This window comes from Kocuria coralli (genome assembly GCF_008831305.1).
GTDB lineage: Bacteria > Actinomycetota > Actinomycetes > Actinomycetales > Micrococcaceae > Kocuria > Kocuria coralli.
Genome location: NZ_ML708610.1, coordinates 325,832 through 341,475 on the forward strand (window position 1 = coordinate 325,832; position 15,644 = coordinate 341,475).

At 65.0% G+C, this 15,644-nt stretch carries 16 protein-coding genes and 1 pseudogene; 12 read left to right on the top strand and 5 right to left on the bottom strand.

Annotated elements, in window-relative coordinates; all coding sequences use genetic code 11:
* Positions 1-32 precede the first annotated feature (32 nt).
* Entirely contained in the window at positions 33-1,439 is a 1,407-nt protein-coding gene (locus tag FCK90_RS01465) for a UDP-glucose dehydrogenase family protein (protein ID WP_158032508.1), read from the top strand.
* Positions 1,440-1,448: 9 nt separating this feature from the next.
* Here FCK90_RS01465 and FCK90_RS01470 read toward each other — a convergent pair whose 3' ends face one another.
* Positions 1,449-2,750: an aminotransferase class I/II-fold pyridoxal phosphate-dependent enzyme gene (locus tag FCK90_RS01470; RefSeq protein WP_246179881.1), complete on the bottom strand. Its 1,302-nt coding sequence runs from the start codon at positions 2,748-2,750 to the stop codon at positions 1,449-1,451.
* 115 nt (positions 2,751-2,865) lie between these two features.
* On the opposite strand from FCK90_RS01470, the gene coaD reads away from it, so the two are divergent.
* From coaD to mutM, 5 genes are all read left to right on the top strand, one after another.
* Positions 2,866-3,363 (top strand): pantetheine-phosphate adenylyltransferase, encoded by a 498-nt coding sequence (gene coaD / locus FCK90_RS01475; RefSeq protein WP_158032576.1) that lies wholly within the window; start codon positions 2,866-2,868, stop codon positions 3,361-3,363.
* 160 nt (positions 3,364-3,523) lie between these two features.
* The gene (locus FCK90_RS01480; protein WP_425481677.1) at positions 3,524-4,069 is read left to right on the top strand and encodes a YceD family protein; all 546 of its coding nucleotides are present in this window, start codon (positions 3,524-3,526) and stop codon (positions 4,067-4,069) included.
* 2 nt (positions 4,070-4,071) lie between these two features.
* A complete protein-coding gene (gene rpmF, locus FCK90_RS01485; RefSeq protein WP_047690457.1) occupies positions 4,072-4,275 on the top strand; it encodes a 50S ribosomal protein L32 in 204 nt (67 codons plus the stop codon).
* Positions 4,276-4,280: 5 nt separating this feature from the next.
* Positions 4,281-5,102: a ribonuclease III gene (gene rnc / locus FCK90_RS01490; protein ID WP_343029882.1), complete on the top strand. Its 822-nt coding sequence runs from the start codon at positions 4,281-4,283 to the stop codon at positions 5,100-5,102.
* 2 nt (positions 5,103-5,104) lie between these two features.
* Entirely contained in the window at positions 5,105-6,058 is a 954-nt protein-coding gene (gene mutM / locus FCK90_RS01495) for a bifunctional DNA-formamidopyrimidine glycosylase/DNA-(apurinic or apyrimidinic site) lyase (RefSeq protein WP_158032509.1), read from the top strand.
* Positions 6,059-6,144: 86 nt separating this feature from the next.
* On the opposite strand, the gene FCK90_RS01500 is transcribed toward mutM, so the two are convergent.
* A complete protein-coding gene (locus FCK90_RS01500; RefSeq protein ID WP_158032510.1) occupies positions 6,145-9,912 on the bottom strand; it encodes a YobI family P-loop NTPase in 3,768 nt (1,255 codons plus the stop codon).
* Positions 9,913-10,048: 136 nt separating this feature from the next.
* Here FCK90_RS01500 and FCK90_RS01505 point away from each other — a divergent pair.
* Positions 10,049-10,200: pseudogene (locus FCK90_RS01505) on the top strand (zinc finger domain-containing protein); the annotation flags it as partial.
* 23 nt (positions 10,201-10,223) lie between these two features.
* Here the strand turns inward: FCK90_RS01505 and FCK90_RS01510 are convergent.
* The 3 genes from FCK90_RS01510 to FCK90_RS01520 are packed head-to-tail and all read right to left on the bottom strand — an operon-like array spanning position 10,224 to position 12,685.
* Entirely contained in the window at positions 10,224-10,853 is a 630-nt protein-coding gene (locus tag FCK90_RS01510; RefSeq protein ID WP_158032511.1) for a hypothetical protein, read from the bottom strand.
* A 30-nt stretch (positions 10,854-10,883) separates the two neighbouring features.
* A complete protein-coding gene (locus FCK90_RS01515; RefSeq protein ID WP_158032512.1) occupies positions 10,884-11,510 on the bottom strand; it encodes a response regulator in 627 nt (208 codons plus the stop codon).
* On the bottom strand, positions 11,507-12,685 hold the full coding sequence (locus FCK90_RS01520) for a sensor histidine kinase (protein ID WP_158032513.1): 1,179 nt from the start codon (positions 12,683-12,685) through the stop codon (positions 11,507-11,509). Before FCK90_RS01520 ends, FCK90_RS01515 begins: the two co-directional genes overlap by 4 nt.
* Positions 12,686-12,870: 185 nt before the next feature.
* Between FCK90_RS01520 and FCK90_RS01525 the strand changes: the two genes are divergently transcribed.
* The 5 genes from FCK90_RS01525 (at position 12,871) to FCK90_RS01545 (ending at position 15,550) form a co-directional block, all read left to right on the top strand.
* Entirely contained in the window at positions 12,871-13,437 is a 567-nt protein-coding gene (locus FCK90_RS01525) for a GlcG/HbpS family heme-binding protein (protein WP_158032514.1), read from the top strand.
* Between the two features lie 37 nt (positions 13,438-13,474).
* Entirely contained in the window at positions 13,475-14,224 is a 750-nt protein-coding gene (locus FCK90_RS01530; RefSeq protein WP_246179883.1) for an ankyrin repeat domain-containing protein, read from the top strand.
* Positions 14,225-14,443: 219 nt separating this feature from the next.
* The gene (locus FCK90_RS01535) at positions 14,444-14,692 is read left to right on the top strand and encodes a type II toxin-antitoxin system prevent-host-death family antitoxin (protein WP_158032516.1); all 249 of its coding nucleotides are present in this window, start codon (positions 14,444-14,446) and stop codon (positions 14,690-14,692) included.
* A 9-nt stretch (positions 14,693-14,701) separates the two neighbouring features.
* Positions 14,702-14,959 carry a type II toxin-antitoxin system RelE family toxin gene (locus FCK90_RS01540; RefSeq protein WP_158032517.1) on the top strand — a complete coding sequence of 86 codons (258 nt, stop codon included), beginning with the start codon at positions 14,702-14,704 and terminating at the stop codon, positions 14,957-14,959.
* Between the two features lie 162 nt (positions 14,960-15,121).
* Entirely contained in the window at positions 15,122-15,550 is a 429-nt protein-coding gene (locus FCK90_RS01545) for a VOC family protein (RefSeq protein ID WP_158032518.1), read from the top strand.
* The last annotated feature ends 94 nt before the right edge of the window (positions 15,551-15,644 follow it).

Consider the following 15,644-nt stretch of genomic DNA (forward strand, 5'->3'; position numbering starts at 1 on the left):
GGCGCTCCGGAGACGGACCGAGGAGCATACCCATGAGGATCACCGTTCTGGGCACCGGGTACCTGGGCGCAACGCATGCGGCGGCCATGGCGGAGATGGGCTTCGAAGTCCTGGGCGTGGATGTGGACGAGCGGAAGCTGGAGGCGCTGGCGGCCGGTGAACTGCCCTTCCACGAACCCGGGCTGGGAGGACTGCTCAAGAAGCACGTGAACTCCGGGCGGCTCCGGTTCACCTCGGACTACGCGGAGGCGGGAGCTTTCGGCGACGTCCATTTCATCAGCGTCGGTACCCCTCAGCGGCCCGGGTCCTATGCGGCCGACATGACCTACGTGGAGTCGGCGGTGACCTCGATCTCCAGGCATCTGACCCACGACGCCGTGCTGGTGGGAAAGTCGACCGTCCCCGTCGGCTCCGCGCGCGGCTTGCGGGCGCTCGCCAGGGCAGCGGCCCCGGAGGGCGTCGACGTCGACCTGGTCTGGAACCCGGAGTTCCTGCGCGAGGGCCACGGGGTCCAGGACACGCTGCGTCCCGACCGCATGGTCCTGGGCCTGCCGGGTCCCGCCGATCGAGTCCGTCAGGGGGAGGACGCCGACCAGGAGAGCGCGGCCCGTCTGGAGGCCACGATGCGTGAGATCTACGCGCAGCAGCTCGACGCCGGCACCCCGCTGGTGGTGACCGACTACGAGACCGCGGAACTGGTCAAGGTGGCCGCCAACTCGTTCCTGGCCACCAAGATCAGTTTCATCAATTCCCTGTCCGAGATGACCGAGGCGGTGGGCGGGGACATCCGCACGCTGGCCGATGCGATCGGCATGGACGAGCGCATCGGGCGCAAGTTCCTCGATGCCGGCGTGGGCTTCGGCGGAGGGTGCCTGCCCAAGGACCTCCGGGCCTTGCGGGCACGGGCATCGGAGCTCGGGCTGGACCAGTCGGTCCGGTTCCTGGTGGAGATCGACGACGTCAACGTGCGCCGCCGTGACCACACGGTCGGCGTGGTGACCGAGATGCTGGGAGGCTCGGTGATGGGACGGCAGGTGGCCGTGCTGGGAGCGGCGTTCAAGCCCGAGTCCGACGACGTCCGGGACTCGCCCGCGCTCGATATCGCCGCCCGGCTGCATTCCATCGGCGCGGACGTGCACGTCTACGATCCCCAGGCCAATGCGAATGCCGCCAGGAGGTATCCGAGGGTGGACTACGTGGACTCGTTGCCGCAGGCCATCGCCCGGGCCGAGGTGGTCGTGCTGCTGACCGAATGGGAGGAGTTCCGCACCATGACCCCGCAGCAGCTGGCACCCCTGGTCAAGCACAAGCAGATCCTCGACGGCCGCAACGTGCTCGACCCGGCGGAATGGGAGCGGGCGGGGTGGGCCTACCGCGCCCTGGGCCGGAAGGGCAGCACCGCTGGCGTACCTGTGGGCTCCGTTTCGATGGCGCGGTGAGCCGGCGGCCTAGCCCAGCGCTTCACGCAGCCGTCGCATGCCCTCCACCAGGGTGGCCGGCTGCTTGCAGGCCGCCACGCGCATCCAGCCGTCGAACTGCTCGGCGTGCCCGGCCGAGGCGAAGGCCCGGATCGGCAGGAGGGCAACGCCCGCTTTTTCGATCAGGGCGGGGGAGAGCCCGATGCTGTCGGTCACCCCGAGCCTCTCGTAGAGCGGCGTGAAGTCGGCGACCACGTAGTAGGACCCGGAAGGATCGGCCACGGTCAGGCCGAGGCCGCGCAGCGTGTCGACCACCAGCCGGGACCGTTCGCCCTGTTCGGCGGCCAGGTCCTCGGCCCACGGATGCAGGTTCTCGAGGCCGGCGGCCACCGCGGCCTGCAGCGGAGCGGCGGGAGAGTGGGTCAGGTACGTCTTGATCGCCCGGGCGCCGGTCACCAGCTCCGCGGGTCCGGTGACCCATCCGATCCGCCAGCCCGTGGCCCGGAGCGTCTTCGAGGCGGAAGAGACCACGAGCGTTCGTTCGTCGAGTCGTTCTGCCAGGTCATGGTCGATCAGGGAACGTTCGTTCAGCGCGACCAGGGAGGCATGGTCCCCCTTGAACCGCAGGTGCTCGTAGACCTCGTCGGTGATCAGCACCGCTCGGTGCTCGACCACCAGCTCGGCCAGCAGGCGTGCGGTGCCGGCATCCAGCACGGTGCCGGTGGGATTGTGGGGATCGTTGATGAGCACGGCCGTGGTGCGCTCGGTGAAGGCCGCTCGCAGCTCGTCCGGATCGGGTGCGAAGTGCGGAGGCCGCAGCGGCACGGGGCGCAGATTGGCACCGGCGAAGGAGACCACCGCCGCGTAGAGGTCGTAGTAGGGCTCCAGGACCACGACGTCGTCGCCTGGGGAGACCACGGACAGCAGGGAGGCCGTCAGCCCCTCGGCAGCCCCGACCGTGATCAGCACCTGCGAGTCGGGGTCCAGTTCGCGGCCCTGCGTCTCCAGCTGCTGGGCGGCGACGGCTGCCCGCAGCCGGGGGCTGCCCACGGCTGCCGTGTACTGGTTCTGACCGGAGCCGATCGCGGAGACGGCCTCGTCGAGCATGAACCGCGGGCCGTCCTCGTCGGGGAAGCCCTGACCGAGGTTGATCGCGCCGTGCGCCGCTGCCAGGGCGGAGGTCTCGTCGAAGATCGTGGAGCGGAACGCTCCCGCATCGTCCAGCAGTCCTCCGCCGGAGGCCATGGCACGCCACGGGGCTGCCACGGCGCCGTCGGCGTCATTGACCGGGCGGCCGGATTCGAGGGTCGAAGGAAGCGGGCTGGAGCTCATGAAGGAGAGTCTAGGAACCTTTCGGGCCCGGATTTCCTATTACGGTAAGGACATGCCCGACGACGCCCAGACGCAGCCCACCGGTCAAGCACCCGCAGAGGCGGAAAGCCCCACCATGGCGGAGAGCGCGGAGACCGTCCGTCGCGCCGTCTGCCCCGGTTCCTTCGACCCCATCCACCGGGGGCACGTGGAGATCATCCGGCGTGCGGCAAGGCTCTTCCAGGAAGTCGTGGTGGCCGTCAGCGACAATCCCCGGAAGAAATACTTCTTCGACAGGGAGACCCGCCTGCGGCTGGTGCGAGAGTCCCTGGCCGGGATCAGCGGCGTCGTCGTCGAACCGCTCGAGGCCGGGCTGCTGGCCAGGTACGCGGCCGAGCGCGGCGCCGTCGCCCTGGTGAAGGGACTCCGCTCGGGTCAGGACTACGACTACGAGCTTCCCATGGCCGCCATGAACCGCCAGCTGACGGACGTGGAGACGGTGTTCCTGCCCGCGGACCCCGAGCTGCTGCACGTCTCCTCCAGCCTGGTCAAGGAGGTGCACGGCCTGGGCGGCGAGGTGGGGCCCTTCGTCCCTGGCCCCGTGTACGCAGCCCTCCAGCAGCGTCTGACCTGAGCTGCGCCAGGTCCGGGCGGGTTCCGGAAACGGGCCCCATTCGAGAGACCTTCGCCACGCCGTTCGGAGGCGGTTGAGCCCGAGGATGACAACCGAGTAAGATGGGCCGCTGGTATTGGACCTACAGGAGTACATCATCGCCCGCGAGACCGCTTCCCAGCTGACTGTCGACGTCAGGGACCTGGAACACCGTCCCGGGACGATGCGCACCTGGCAGGAGACAGTGCCCACCCCGAGTAAGTTCGGAAACGCACTGATCGGGGCCCCTGAGGGCTCCGACATGGGCTGCGACCTGAGACTCGAATCCGTTCACGACGGAATCCTTGTCTCGGGCGATGTGACCATTAGTCTTGAAGGCCAGTGCAGTCGCTGCCTCGACCCGATCACCGATCAGATGGTCGTTGAGGTACAGGAGCTCTTCCTGTTCGACGCCTCCTCCGAGAATCCGGAGGAGGACGACGAGGCCGACGAGATGTACGAAGTCCAGGACGACACCATCGACCTGGAACCCATGCTTCGGGACGCGGCGATCACCAAGCTGCCGTTCCAGCCGGTATGCCGGGAGGACTGCGAAGGTCTGTGCGCCCAGTGCGGCGTGCGACTGGAGGAGAACCCCGGTCACCATCACGAAGTACTCGATCCGCGCTGGAGCGCCCTGGAAGGGCTGTTCGGCGCGGACGATGACACCACGAGAGAAGAGAGATAGCAGTGGCTGTTCCCAAGAGGAAGCTCTCGCGTGCCAACACGCGCATGCGCCGTTCACAGTGGAAGGCGAAGGCTCCCAAGCTGGTCCGCTCCGTCGAGAACGGCAAGACCGTCTACAGCTTGCCCCACCAGGCCAAGCTGGTCACCGACTCGGCCGGCACCGCCCTGTACTACGAGTACAAGGGCCGCAAGGTAGCCGACGCCTGAGTTCGGTGAACGAATTCCAGGAACTTGAGAAGCGTCTCGGCGTCGACATCGATGCCGAGACGCTTCTCATTGCTTTGACCCATCGTTCCTACGCCTACGAGCACCCCGGGACCGTCCACAACGAGCGCCTGGAGTTCCTGGGGGACTCGGTACTCGGCCTGTCGGTCACGGACGAGATCTACCGCCGCTACCCGGATCGCTCCGAGGGGGACCTGGCCAAGATCCGAGCCTCCGTGGTCTCCACCCGCACCCTGGCGCAACTGGCCCGGGTGATCGACCTCGGCTCCTTCGTCCGCCTGGGCAAGGGCGAGGTCCGCACCAACGGGCAGGACAAGGCCTCGATCCTGGCGGACACCATGGAATCGCTGATCGGCGCGGTGTATCTGACCCATGGGATCGAACGGGCCCGGGGATTCGTGCTGGGCATGATCGTGCCGCTGCTCGAGGATGATTTCGTCATCCACGAAGGCCGGGACTGGAAGACCGAGATCCAGGAACTCGCCGCCATGCGCAGCCTGGGCCCGGTCAGCTATTCGGTCGTGGGCACTGGACCGGACCACAACCGCTCCTTCGTGGCCACGTGCGTCGTCGGCGGAGACGACGCCGGGACCGGTGACGGAAGCTCCAAGAAGGAAGCGGAGCGGCGTGCCGCCGCCAGCGCCTACCTGAACCTGACCGGCACCACGCTCACAGACGGCCATGGCCGGCCCGTCGAGGACGCCGCAGTCCCGAAGCAGGGGACCTCGCGTCGCGCCCGGCGCGGTCAGGATCGTCCTGACGACGGGGGACACGGCGCCGCTTCGGGCGCCCGGACCAAGCGGGCCTGACCGTGCCGGAGCTTCCCGAGGCCGAGGTGGTCCGCCGCGGACTCCAGCGCTGGGTGGCGGGGCGGACGATCGAGTCGGTCGAGATCTACGACCCCCGGTCGGTGCGCCGCCAGATCGACGGTCCGGCGTCGTTCATCGCTGACCTGACCGGTGCCCGCATCCTGGACGCGGTCCGCCGGGGGAAGTTCCTGTGGCTGCCCTTGGGTGCTCCTGAAGCCGAGACCTCTCCCGCCGAGATCGCGTCACCCCGGCATGCCCTGATGGCCCACCTCGGGATGTCGGGGCAGATGCTGGTCAAGGACGCCGACCTGCCCGACGAGCGGCACCTCAGGATCCGCCTGACGCTGTCACCGGCCTGCGACCCTGATCAGCCGGATCGTCCTCTGCCCCGTGAACTGCGGTTCGTGGACCAGCGGATCTTCGGTGGCATGTTCGTCGATTCCCTTCGTCCCACCGACGACGGCGCGCCGGGCGGGCAGTCCCTGCACGGTTACCCCCTGGTGCCGGAGCACGCCGCTCATATCGGCAGGGACCCCTTGGACCCGGCCTTCGACATCGGGAGGATCCAGCAGAGGTTCAAGGCCAGCCGCACGGGGATCAAGCGTGCGCTCCTGAACCAGGGGCTCGTCTCAGGGATCGGCAATATCTACGCCGACGAGGCCCTGTGGGAGGCCAAGTTGCACTACGAGCAGCCCACGAACACCTTGGGTCCCCGCCGGAGCCGTCGGATCCTGGAAGCCGTGCAGGCTGTCATGGGCCGTGCGCTGGAGGCGGGCGGCACGAGCTTCGACTCGCTCTACGTCAATGTCAACGGGGAGTCCGGGTACTTCACACGTTTCTTGCATTCATATGGTAGGGAAGGCAAACCGTGCCACCGCTGCGGGGCGCTGATCGTGCGCGAGCGGTTCATGAACCGCTCGAGCTACTTCTGTCCGAAGTGTCAGCGTCGTCGTTGAGGACTCCGTCTGGAGCTTCCTCGTCACTGCCACGCTGTCACACGACACCAGTCACTCTGAGTGTCGGCCAAGGCGGAGGTATATACCTACGCGATTCGGAACTTCCACCGCCCTTTGGGTTGCCTGCCAGGCTGAGGGACGATCATGCCCGCACCTTTCAAGTGTTTCAGAACAGTCTCCAGCGACGGTGTGTCACTAACCTCGAACTTCTGCCCCGCAGCCCCTGCGAATCCGACGAAGTCACCGGACATGCTCCCTAGGATCTGCATCGCCGCACTTGCGGCGATCTGACCAGCCTGCTCCTTCAGCTGCCACACAACATCTTCATGGTTACGGACAGCCGGGGCGATGAGCATGAGTGCGCCCGTTGACAACGAGACATGCAACGTCCGTGCGGCCGAGGCTGCCGCGATCAGGAATGACTGGTCCTCGGTGGGAGCGAACTCGACCAATCGCTCAAGAAGCGCACGCCTCGTTGCCTCCGGGAAGTTGTTGCCGCGCACGACCTCCTCGGCGTGGCCTTGGATCAAGGCTGGAGTGATGAACGTCGCGGCATTGGTGGACACTCGCAGAGCGGGGCCGATGGACGGCCAGCCTGCACCCGAGAAGTGAGCGAAGGCTTCTGCGGTGTCGTCGATCATGCCTTCCCGCAACAGCTTTGCCAGTAGCTCATCAGGGCTCGCCTCGATCTCGCTAAGGTCGAATCCGGGGCCGTCAGGCGCTCCCAGCATCTGCTTGGCCAGTAGCACACGCTGCCGCGGTTCGAGCACAGCTTGTGCGTTCAGCAGCAGAGTGACCAAGGGCTCAAGCTGGTCCTCGGTGACGTCCTCCACGTTGATGATGTCGACGACCGCCCCCTCATCGTCTGTGAACAGCGCAGCGAGCGCATCGTCCAGGCCGATCTCGGTCGCGTAGGCCTCAAGATTCGTGACGTTCGGTACGACGCACAGCCGATCGACCACTGTCGCCCACGCAGTCTGCTCCACCACGGTAATGTCAGGCAACGCTGCGCTTTCGGCACTGGCATCCAAGAATGCGTCCATCTGCTCGGCCGTCCACTCTTCATGCTGCGCGTTGACGACCTCAGCGAGAACCTCGGGAGACGCGCAGCTACCGGTCGTTTGCTCATCACTCTCGACCAGCGAAAGGTAGCCTTCAACGTGCTCGGTGCAGTGCTCCCAGATCACTGTCTTGGCCAAAAGGTTGTCCGCAGAGATCGGTGTTTCGTCTGGCAACGTGGCGGCGGCCCGAAGGTTGCTGGCGTCAAGCGTGTACCGCTTCGCGTCGACCACCAGATTCTGGAGCTCCGGCGAGAGCGCACGAAGGTTAGGGACGCTGGGCAGCGAAGCTGTGAGGAAGGCGAAGAGAGTCTGCATGGGTACACCACGTTGAACCTCGCAGAACACCGGGATCTCCGTGTACAGGCGAGCGATGAGTGCTCGTGCGTCGTCATCGAGCTCGAAGGCCTCGAAACTGGGTACGCTTCGCAAGGCGGCGTTGAGCAGACTCACATTCGTTTCGTCGCCGTTGATCGCGCCTTCGGAGGCAATGAAGCTGAATAGTCCTGGCCATGGCTTGGCAGCCAACCGCGAGACCAGTTCTTCACCATGACTTGTCGGCGTGTTGAGATAAGTCGAGAGGAACTGGTGGCCGTCCGTGTTGTGCGGTCGCGCTAGGAAGTCGATGAGATGGATCGATGTCGAGACATCGATGGTCATGAGGTGATTGACGATGTCGATGTTGAGAGCACTCCGCGTGCCAAGGAAATCGGCGGGTGCCTGCGCCAGGACGTTCCCGACCGCTCCGGGAGTCGTGAATTCGAACTGCATGTCCATCTCATTGGGCCACACGCTGTTACGGAAGAACTTTGCAACATCCACACCTAAGAACTCACCGTAGAACACAGTCGCGTACTCAGCGTAAAACCGATCGATGTGACCCTGCTTGATGAGGTCGAGAGCGAGCTGCGACGGGAGTTTGTTCTCGGCCAGTGCGGCAAAACTCTTGCCGTCGAGCGTGTGCCTGTCATCGTCCAGGAGGGGCTTGAAGTCAATTCCGCGCAATACCGAGATCTCGGTATCGATTTCAGAAACCCGCTTGTCGTCGACCTGTGTCGGAGTATCGACCCACCCTTCGAACGTTTCAATTTCGGGAAACACGCTAGCGAGGTACGCCCGGTCCAGAGCAGACCTGATGGCGTACCTGCTCTCGGAGGCAAGTTGCACCTCAGCCGTCTTCGCTTGCGCGATGGCCTGCCAGAATGGCGGGTCATTGATTGCCTTGACGTCGAGCGAAGCGCTGTCGGCTGTTGCGGATACGAGGGTCATGTGCGCTGACTGAAGAACAACAGTAAGCCTCTCACTCAGTGTCGCGGCCAAGTCTTGCTGTCGCTGCCGCCGGGCCGCACCACTGACAAGGCTTGCTCGTTCCTGCTGCAGGGTGGTGATCGCTGTGTCTACGAGATCTCGACGTGCCTGATCCAGCCAATCAAGAGCGCTACCTCGATGGGGGAGAGCTTCAAAGTCGGTGAGGTGGAAGTTTTTGTAGACGACGATGGCAAACAGGCGATTGGCCGTCAGCCCAGGAGCACGCCTCCTCTTCGTCCCAGCAACCCACAACAACCGCTCGGCGTATACGACGAACTCATTGCCGATGTTGAGCATCAAGCGCATGTCGGTTGTATGGCGCGCAACGATGTCGATGAGACCTCGATCGATTTTCGCGCCCTCTCCCTCGGGAAGCCTGAGCTTTCCGAGTTCCGTCACGAAGTGGTCGCGTGCGTTGCTGTGCGACAGGAACGGCACCACGGGGATGACAATCTCGAAGAACTTAGTCCGGTTCGCTCGCTCCACTGCTTCGGCCACGGCGTCCTTGGTTTCCGGATTATTTTGGTCCACAGCGGCACCGGAGGTTGAAGCGCCATCCTGTTCAGCCTTCTTGTTCTCGGTCTCGTCCTTTTCCTGCTGCTCGTCACCGAGCTTTTCGAACAGGCTGTCCTTGATTGCGTATACGAACCTGAGTGGCCGGCCTGGGCGGTTCCTCCAGTGGGCAGAGGAGTTGACTAGAGTGTTCAGCTCGAGTAGCGAGTCGAAGATCCTAGGGTCATCGAACCGATCAAGGTCCTCGAAGACGAGGATGTCCGGCTCAGTGGCTTCAAAGAAAGTGATCAGCTCGTCGAGGTATTTGTCGAAGAACGAGTCGCTCGTACCCTCCAACGCGATCGACGCACCTCCTGCCGACACTTGAGCCACTACGCGATTGCCGATGTACCAACGTATAGCCCACAGGATTCCCAGTACGAGAAAGAACAACGAAGCCATTGGTAGCCAAGAGTTGTCAGTTCCGAGGGAATCCTTGATAGGTCGCAATCCGAACAACCAAAGTAGGCCGACGAGAACCACAGCAACGACGAGTGCATCGAGACCCGCTCGCCACCATCTCAACTGCGGCGTTCTCGCGAACTCCGAACTACGGACCTCGCCGGGCTTCGCCCGGTATACCAGCTGCTTGACGAGCTCCTTCTGAATCCGGTTCGTCAGGTCTTCGCCCTTGTCAGGCCCGAGCGTGTTTATGCTGATGCGCAGGACCTTCCTGGAGGAAGCTTTCTTGCGCTTCTTCTTGATCGTCTTCGCCGTCTGCTCAGAACTGTCGTTCCCGGGGTCCCCGGTCTCAGAGCACTCCTGATCCCTAGTGAACTTGTCGAGGATGCTCGACTTGCCGGCCCCGTAACGACCTGTGAGCGCGATGTTCTTGTTCCGCGGATCAGAGACGGCTGCGTTCAACCGGGACACGTAGGTGTGGTGGTGATCCTCGTCGTACTCCGGGGCAAGCGATCGCAGTTCGATGTCCGTCACTCTGTCTCGACTTTCCGCTCCGAGGTATTGCTCTATGTGGGGTGCGCCATTGCCTCGCCATCGTATCCACTGCTTCCGACAAGCTGTTAGCTCAACGGTCGCCGTGCGTAGAAGTAGCGCAGCACCATAGGTATTCAATGTCACAGGGATAGAGGGCTACTTCAGCAGGAGCCTTCATGTGTACGGGCGGGCGGGGAGCCGTGCGATCGTTGCGGTACGCCGACCCGGCGTGAGGTGTTCATGAACCGCTCGTCGCATTTCTGCCCAATTTGCCAGCGGAAGCGGTGAGCATGGGCTTCCGCTCGCAGTGGTTAGGAAGTGCCTTCGGGCTCGTTCGAAGAAGCCTCGGCGGAGAGAGAAATGAAACCTCCCCAGGCGGCGAGGACCACGGCAACCAGGGAATTCCACCAAGTCGATGTGAGCCAGGGGAATGACCCTGAGAGAAATACGATCGCCGCAATGATGCCGAGGATTCGTCCCATGGTGCCGAGACGTGTTTCCCAGCTGAGGGTTACAGCGGCAACGGTGAATCCCAGGAATGCCAGATGCAATGCACCGAACGTCGAACTGAGAACAAGAGCCAGAGATTCGGTCGACAGCTCTAGTTCGAATACCGGGTAGACCAGGCGGCCGACCGCGAGCAGCACCACGACGAGGGAGATGAGCGCGAGCGCGAGTGCCGTCATCCCGATGGTGGTTCTGACAGATCTGGTTGCCCCGGGTGAACCGAAGACTCCCCACGCCCCGGCCCACCAGCAGATCACGGCGAAGAAGAGCAGTTCATCGCTCCACATCAGCAGAGCGGAACCGCGTTCGACCCAGTCCGCGAGCGCTGCGGGGTCCGACGGCGCGTCGGGAAGGAGAGACAGCAAGAGCAGCGATATGCCGGTGAGGATCGATCCCGCCAGCATCAGGCCGCGGAACGCTCGTGGGGCAGCCATGGAGGTCATGGTATCGACAGGTGAGCCGGATCAGAGGCGGATGAGCCCCTGCTTGATCGCCGTGGCGATGGCCGCCTGTCCATTCTCGGCGCGGAGCTTGATGAAGGCGTGGTGGAGGTGGGTCTTGACCGTCGCCTCGCTCACGAGGAGCCTTCGGGCGAGGTCGCGGTTCGAGAGCCCCGATGCGGCGAGTTCGAGCACCTCCAGCTCGCGGCTCGTGAGAGCGTCGTCAGGCCGCTGCATCCGATCCAGGAGCCTGGCGGCGATCGGCCCGGCGAGTGCCGCGGAACCCGTGGCCGCCGACCTGATCGCGCTGAATAGCGCGGCCGGACGACTGTCCTTCAGGAGGTAGCCGACTGCACCGGCTTCGACCATCCGCACGATATCCGCATCGGAGTCGAACGCGGTGAAGGCGACGACGCGCGTCCCGGGGCTGGCGCGCAAGAGCAGGCGCGTGGTGGTGGGGCCATCACTGCGGTTCGGGCCGAGATCCAGGTCGACGAGAGCGACATCGATCCGATTCTCCGTCACGACCGTGATCGCCTCCTCCGGATCATCCGTGTCGGCGATGACGACGAAGTCGGGCTGGGTCTCGAGCAGGGCACGGGTGCCGTGCCGGAGGACGGGATGATCGTCCAACAGCAGGATGTGAATCATCGATCCTCGCCATCCTTGAACGGGATCGGCACGATGCCCGCGACGACGGTTCCGCGGCCCGGGGTCGACTCGACGGTGAACGTCCCGCCGAGGCTCTCCATACGCCAGGCCATGGCACGCAGACCGTACCCGCCGGTGTCTTCCTGGACCGCATCGGGCTCGAAGCCGATCCCGTCGTCGGCGATGTCGACGCCGACCGACCGCCCGAAGAAGGTGACCGTGACCCGGATCGAGGAAGCGCGCGCGTGTTTGCCAGCATTGATGAGCGCCTCCTGCACGACTCGCAGCAGTGCATGGGCGACCTCCGCATCGACCGCGACCTCGGTTCCCACCGTGGTCTGCTTCGCCTCGTGGTCGCGGGCCAGCGCGGCGATATCCGAGGTGAGCGAGGACGAACCCTGCGGTCGGGTGAGACCGTGCACGAGCTGTCTGGTCTCGATCAACGACTCCCTGAGCACCTCGCGGGCCTCGGCGACCGTCTCCGGGGTTCCCGTCTCGCGCTCATCCTCGGACTGGAGCAGGATCAGGGCGCTCGCGGTGCGCTGCACGACGGTATCGTGCAGCTCGCTCGCGAAGCGATTCCGTTCGGCGAGGGCTCCGGCTTCGCGCTCGGAGCGGGCGAGCTGCTCCTGGGTTCTGAGCAGCTCGGCATTCAAGCGCCCGCGATTCTCGAGAGCCTGCTCCAGCGCGTCGACGGCGAAGGAGAGCGTGAGCCCACCGAAGAAGGGCCCGAGCACCAGGCCCAGGTCCTCGCCGTTCGACATGAGAAAGAGTCCGACGCTCACCGCGAGGACCACCATCGCGCTGCCGATCAGGGCCGCGCGGCGACGGAGCACCCGGCGCAGTGCGAAGAAGAGCGGAAACGCGCACCACGCGAAGGATGGAGCCAGCACCGCGAGGGGGAGCCATAGGACGGCAGCGAGGATGATCCCGAGCTGCTGCCGGCGGAGCACGAACCGGCTGATGACGGCGAGCGCGTAGCACGCGCCGGATCCGGAAGCCAAGGCGAGCACAGCGACGCCGACCCCGTTGAACGGGTGGTAGGCGAAGTAGCGCAGCGCGCAGACGACCAGCAGGACCGCGAAACCGATATCGACCGACAGATGCATCGCAATGAGCGGCCGATCCGGAGTCGCGGAGGCGGCGGTGCGCGGTCGGGAGCGGAGATCGGTCATCGGTACCAGTATCGGGCAACGGGGTGCCGGGCGCCTCAATCGATCGATTGAGAAAGAAGGAGCCGTGCTGTTGAGGCGCGGGATGCTCGGGGAGGCAAGGCTTGGTGGCACGTCGCTCGTTCGGCCGGGAACCCTGCCGGCGGCGACTCGTATTCCACCTCCACCACATTGTTCGAGGAGACGCCATGAAGCGCACCCGCACTCTCGTTCCCGCCGCGATCGCGATGGCACTCGGAGCCGCCGTTGTGCTCTCCGGCTGCGGGTCGCAGAGCGGAGAAGGATCCGCAGCAGATGACAACACCGTGTCTCCGGTGATCCAGGTCGCCGAGCAGAACATCGTGAGCACCTCGCGTCTGAGCGCGGCGACAGCGATGATCGCTGCGGAAGCGGCCCTCGCGCAATGTGCCTCCGATGGCCTCGGAGCGGTCTCCGTCGCCGTCGTCGATCGCCAGGGAGAGCTTCAGGCGTTCGTGAGAGGTGACAACGCCGCCCAGCACACGGTGGACGCCTCCCGGCAGAAGGCCTATACGGCGGCCGCCTTCGGGGCCAATACCAGTGATCTGGTGGAGCGAGCCGACGAGAACGGTCTCCACCGACTCCCCGGCACGCTGTTCATGCCGGGAGGAGTGTCCGTCAAGGCGGGGGATGCGTCCATCGCGGGTATCGGGGTGGGCGGTGCACCGTCCGGCATGGACGATCAGTCCTGCGCTGCCGCGGGTCTCTCGGCGATCGAGGACAGGATCGAGGGCTGAGCGGATGCGACGACGGGGATTCACGCCTCACGGTGGCGTGACCGCTCTCGGAGGTGTGCTCGTACTGCTCGGCGTGCTGCTCGCGGGCTGTACGACTGCGACGAGCCCCGACCGGGATGCCCAAGCATCTCCAACGGGTACCGCGACGGAGACGAGTCTCACGGCCGAGGACATCGGAGAAGTCGACCGCGCGGCCGCGACGCTCGCTCTGCAGGATGCCGTAGCCGCGGTCGACTCCGACGCCGTGAAGAGCGCGATCGCGCGCGGTGCCGATCTGGAGGTGCGCGGTGACGGTGGGCGGACGCCATTGGTGGCCGCGACGAAAGCGGGACACACCCGCATCGCGCTCCTCCTCCTCGAATCAGGTGCCGACCCGGACGCAAAGGACGACATCGAGGATTCCGCGTTCCTCTACGCCGGAGCCGAGGGGCTGAACGAGATCCTCGTCGCCGCGATAGATCACGGAGCGGACGTCGCATCGACGAACCGGTTCGGCGGTACCGCGCTCATCCCGGCGTCCGAGCACGGCCACCTGCGCACGGTCGAACTGCTGATCGAAGCGGGGGTGCCGATCGATCACATCAACAATCTGGGATGGACTGCATTGCACGAGGCCATCGTGCTGGGCAGCGGCGACGGTGATCATGTGCGGGTAGTGCGGGCGCTCCTGTCGTCCGGTGCGGATCCTGAGCTGCCCGATGGGAACGGCGTCGCCCCTCGGGATCTCGCCGTGGCTCGTGGTCACTGGCAGATCGTGGCCGAGATCGACCGGGCACTGGCCGGATGACTGGCAGCGATGGTGGGTGTGAGCATGCGAAAGTCTCGTTGTCGGTGAGGAGAGCGGCGCGGTCGAGGTCATCGCGGACGACCCCGGCGGTGGCCGGTTTTGCGATGTGATCCGCATTCTGCATCAGCGCATGCACCCGACGCGGTACCTTCGATGCGGCGGCCGCTGAAGATCCTGGTCAGCTGTCTGTATGTCGCGTACAAGTTGTACGTTGTGGCTATGGCTTCCGTGACCCTGTCCCAGTTCCGTGGCCGACAGAGCGACTACATCGCTCAGGCCCAGCGCGAGCCCATCGAGATCACCTCGCGTGGGACGAGTCGGCGCGCCGTCATAGTCTCCCCGGAGTTCTTCGACCGGGCGCTAGAGGTATTGGAGGACCAAGCGGATGTCCGGGCCGCGGCGGATGCGCGTGGAGAAAGCGAGCCCCCCGTGTCTCACGAGGAGCTGATGGCCGAGCTCGGCCTGTAATCCCTCCGCGTGCCGTACCGCATCTCCTACAGCCGCGCCGCGGTGAAAACCTTCCGTCGCATCCATCCCCAGAACATCCGGCGCATAAAAGACGCGATCGAGGCGCTCGCAGTCGATCCGCGTCCGGACGGGGCGATCCAGCCGGCAGGCGGAGCAGGCGAGTTGAGGATCCGCGTCGGCGACTACCGGGTCGTCTACGATCTCCACGATGACGAGCTGGTGATCCTAGTGCTGCGCGTCGCGCATCGCCGCGAGGTGTACCGATGATGGCCGAAGCGATCGAGACTCGTTCGGGGCAAGGGGCCTGCACTGGTCAGCGGAGCGCCGTCTTCGCACGGTCGTCCTGCAAGATTGCGCGCGGTCCGGGGAAGATCGTTCTCAGCCATCTCACGTCGTAGAAGGCGAAAGGTCGTCGCTTAGGCTGGGTACATGAGCGAGCACCCTGGATCCAGTGTCGTCGGTACCGTCGTCTGCCTCCCCGTACGCGACCTGCAGGTCGCGCTGAGGTTCTACCAGGGCGTCTTCAGCATGCCGGACCTCGTCATCGAGGAGGGGATGATCACCGTCGAACTCCCCGGACTCTCGCTCTTCCTCCTCGAGGAGGAGAACTTCGCCTCATACAGCCGGAAAGCCGGTCGCGAGGTCTCCTATCCCGGTGATGCCGCGGGAACCGGCGTGATCCTCAGCTGCGCTATCGCGACCCGCGAGAACCTCGATTCCATGCTGGCGGCCGCGGTCGATCACGGTGGCGGAGTCCCGAAACCCGCCGCGATCGACCCGGAGGTGGGGCTGTACCTCGGCTACTTCTTCGATCCCGACGGCCATCACTGGGAGCTCGCCCACTCGCAGAGGGGCTGAGAGCTGGGCTGCGGGCCCTTAACTACGACGAGTGGTCGTCCTGCTCGCCCATCAGCTCTGATAGGCGATCAGAACGACCACTCGTCGAGAGAAG

What these genes read in the sequence shown, in the direction of transcription:
- FCK90_RS01470 (WP_246179881.1), bottom strand. Translation starts at nt 2,750, where the DNA reads ATGAGCTCCAGCCCGCTTCCTTCGACCCTCGAATCCGGCCGCCCGGTC.
- coaD (WP_158032576.1), top strand. Translation starts at nt 2,866, where the DNA reads ATGGCGGAGAGCGCGGAGACCGTCCGTCGCGCCGTCTGCCCCGGTTCC.
- FCK90_RS01525 (WP_158032514.1), top strand. Translation starts at nt 12,871, where the DNA reads ATGAAGCGCACCCGCACTCTCGTTCCCGCCGCGATCGCGATGGCACTC.
- FCK90_RS01520 (WP_158032513.1), bottom strand. Translation starts at nt 12,685, where the DNA reads ATGACCGATCTCCGCTCCCGACCGCGCACCGCCGCCTCCGCGACTCCG.
- FCK90_RS01510 (WP_158032511.1), bottom strand. Translation starts at nt 10,853, where the DNA reads ATGGCTGCCCCACGAGCGTTCCGCGGCCTGATGCTGGCGGGATCGATC.
- FCK90_RS01465 (WP_158032508.1), top strand. Translation starts at nt 33, where the DNA reads ATGAGGATCACCGTTCTGGGCACCGGGTACCTGGGCGCAACGCATGCG.
- FCK90_RS01535 (WP_158032516.1), top strand. Translation starts at nt 14,444, where the DNA reads ATGGCTTCCGTGACCCTGTCCCAGTTCCGTGGCCGACAGAGCGACTAC.
- FCK90_RS01515 (WP_158032512.1), bottom strand. Translation starts at nt 11,510, where the DNA reads ATGATTCACATCCTGCTGTTGGACGATCATCCCGTCCTCCGGCACGGC.
- FCK90_RS01545 (WP_158032518.1), top strand. Translation starts at nt 15,122, where the DNA reads ATGAGCGAGCACCCTGGATCCAGTGTCGTCGGTACCGTCGTCTGCCTC.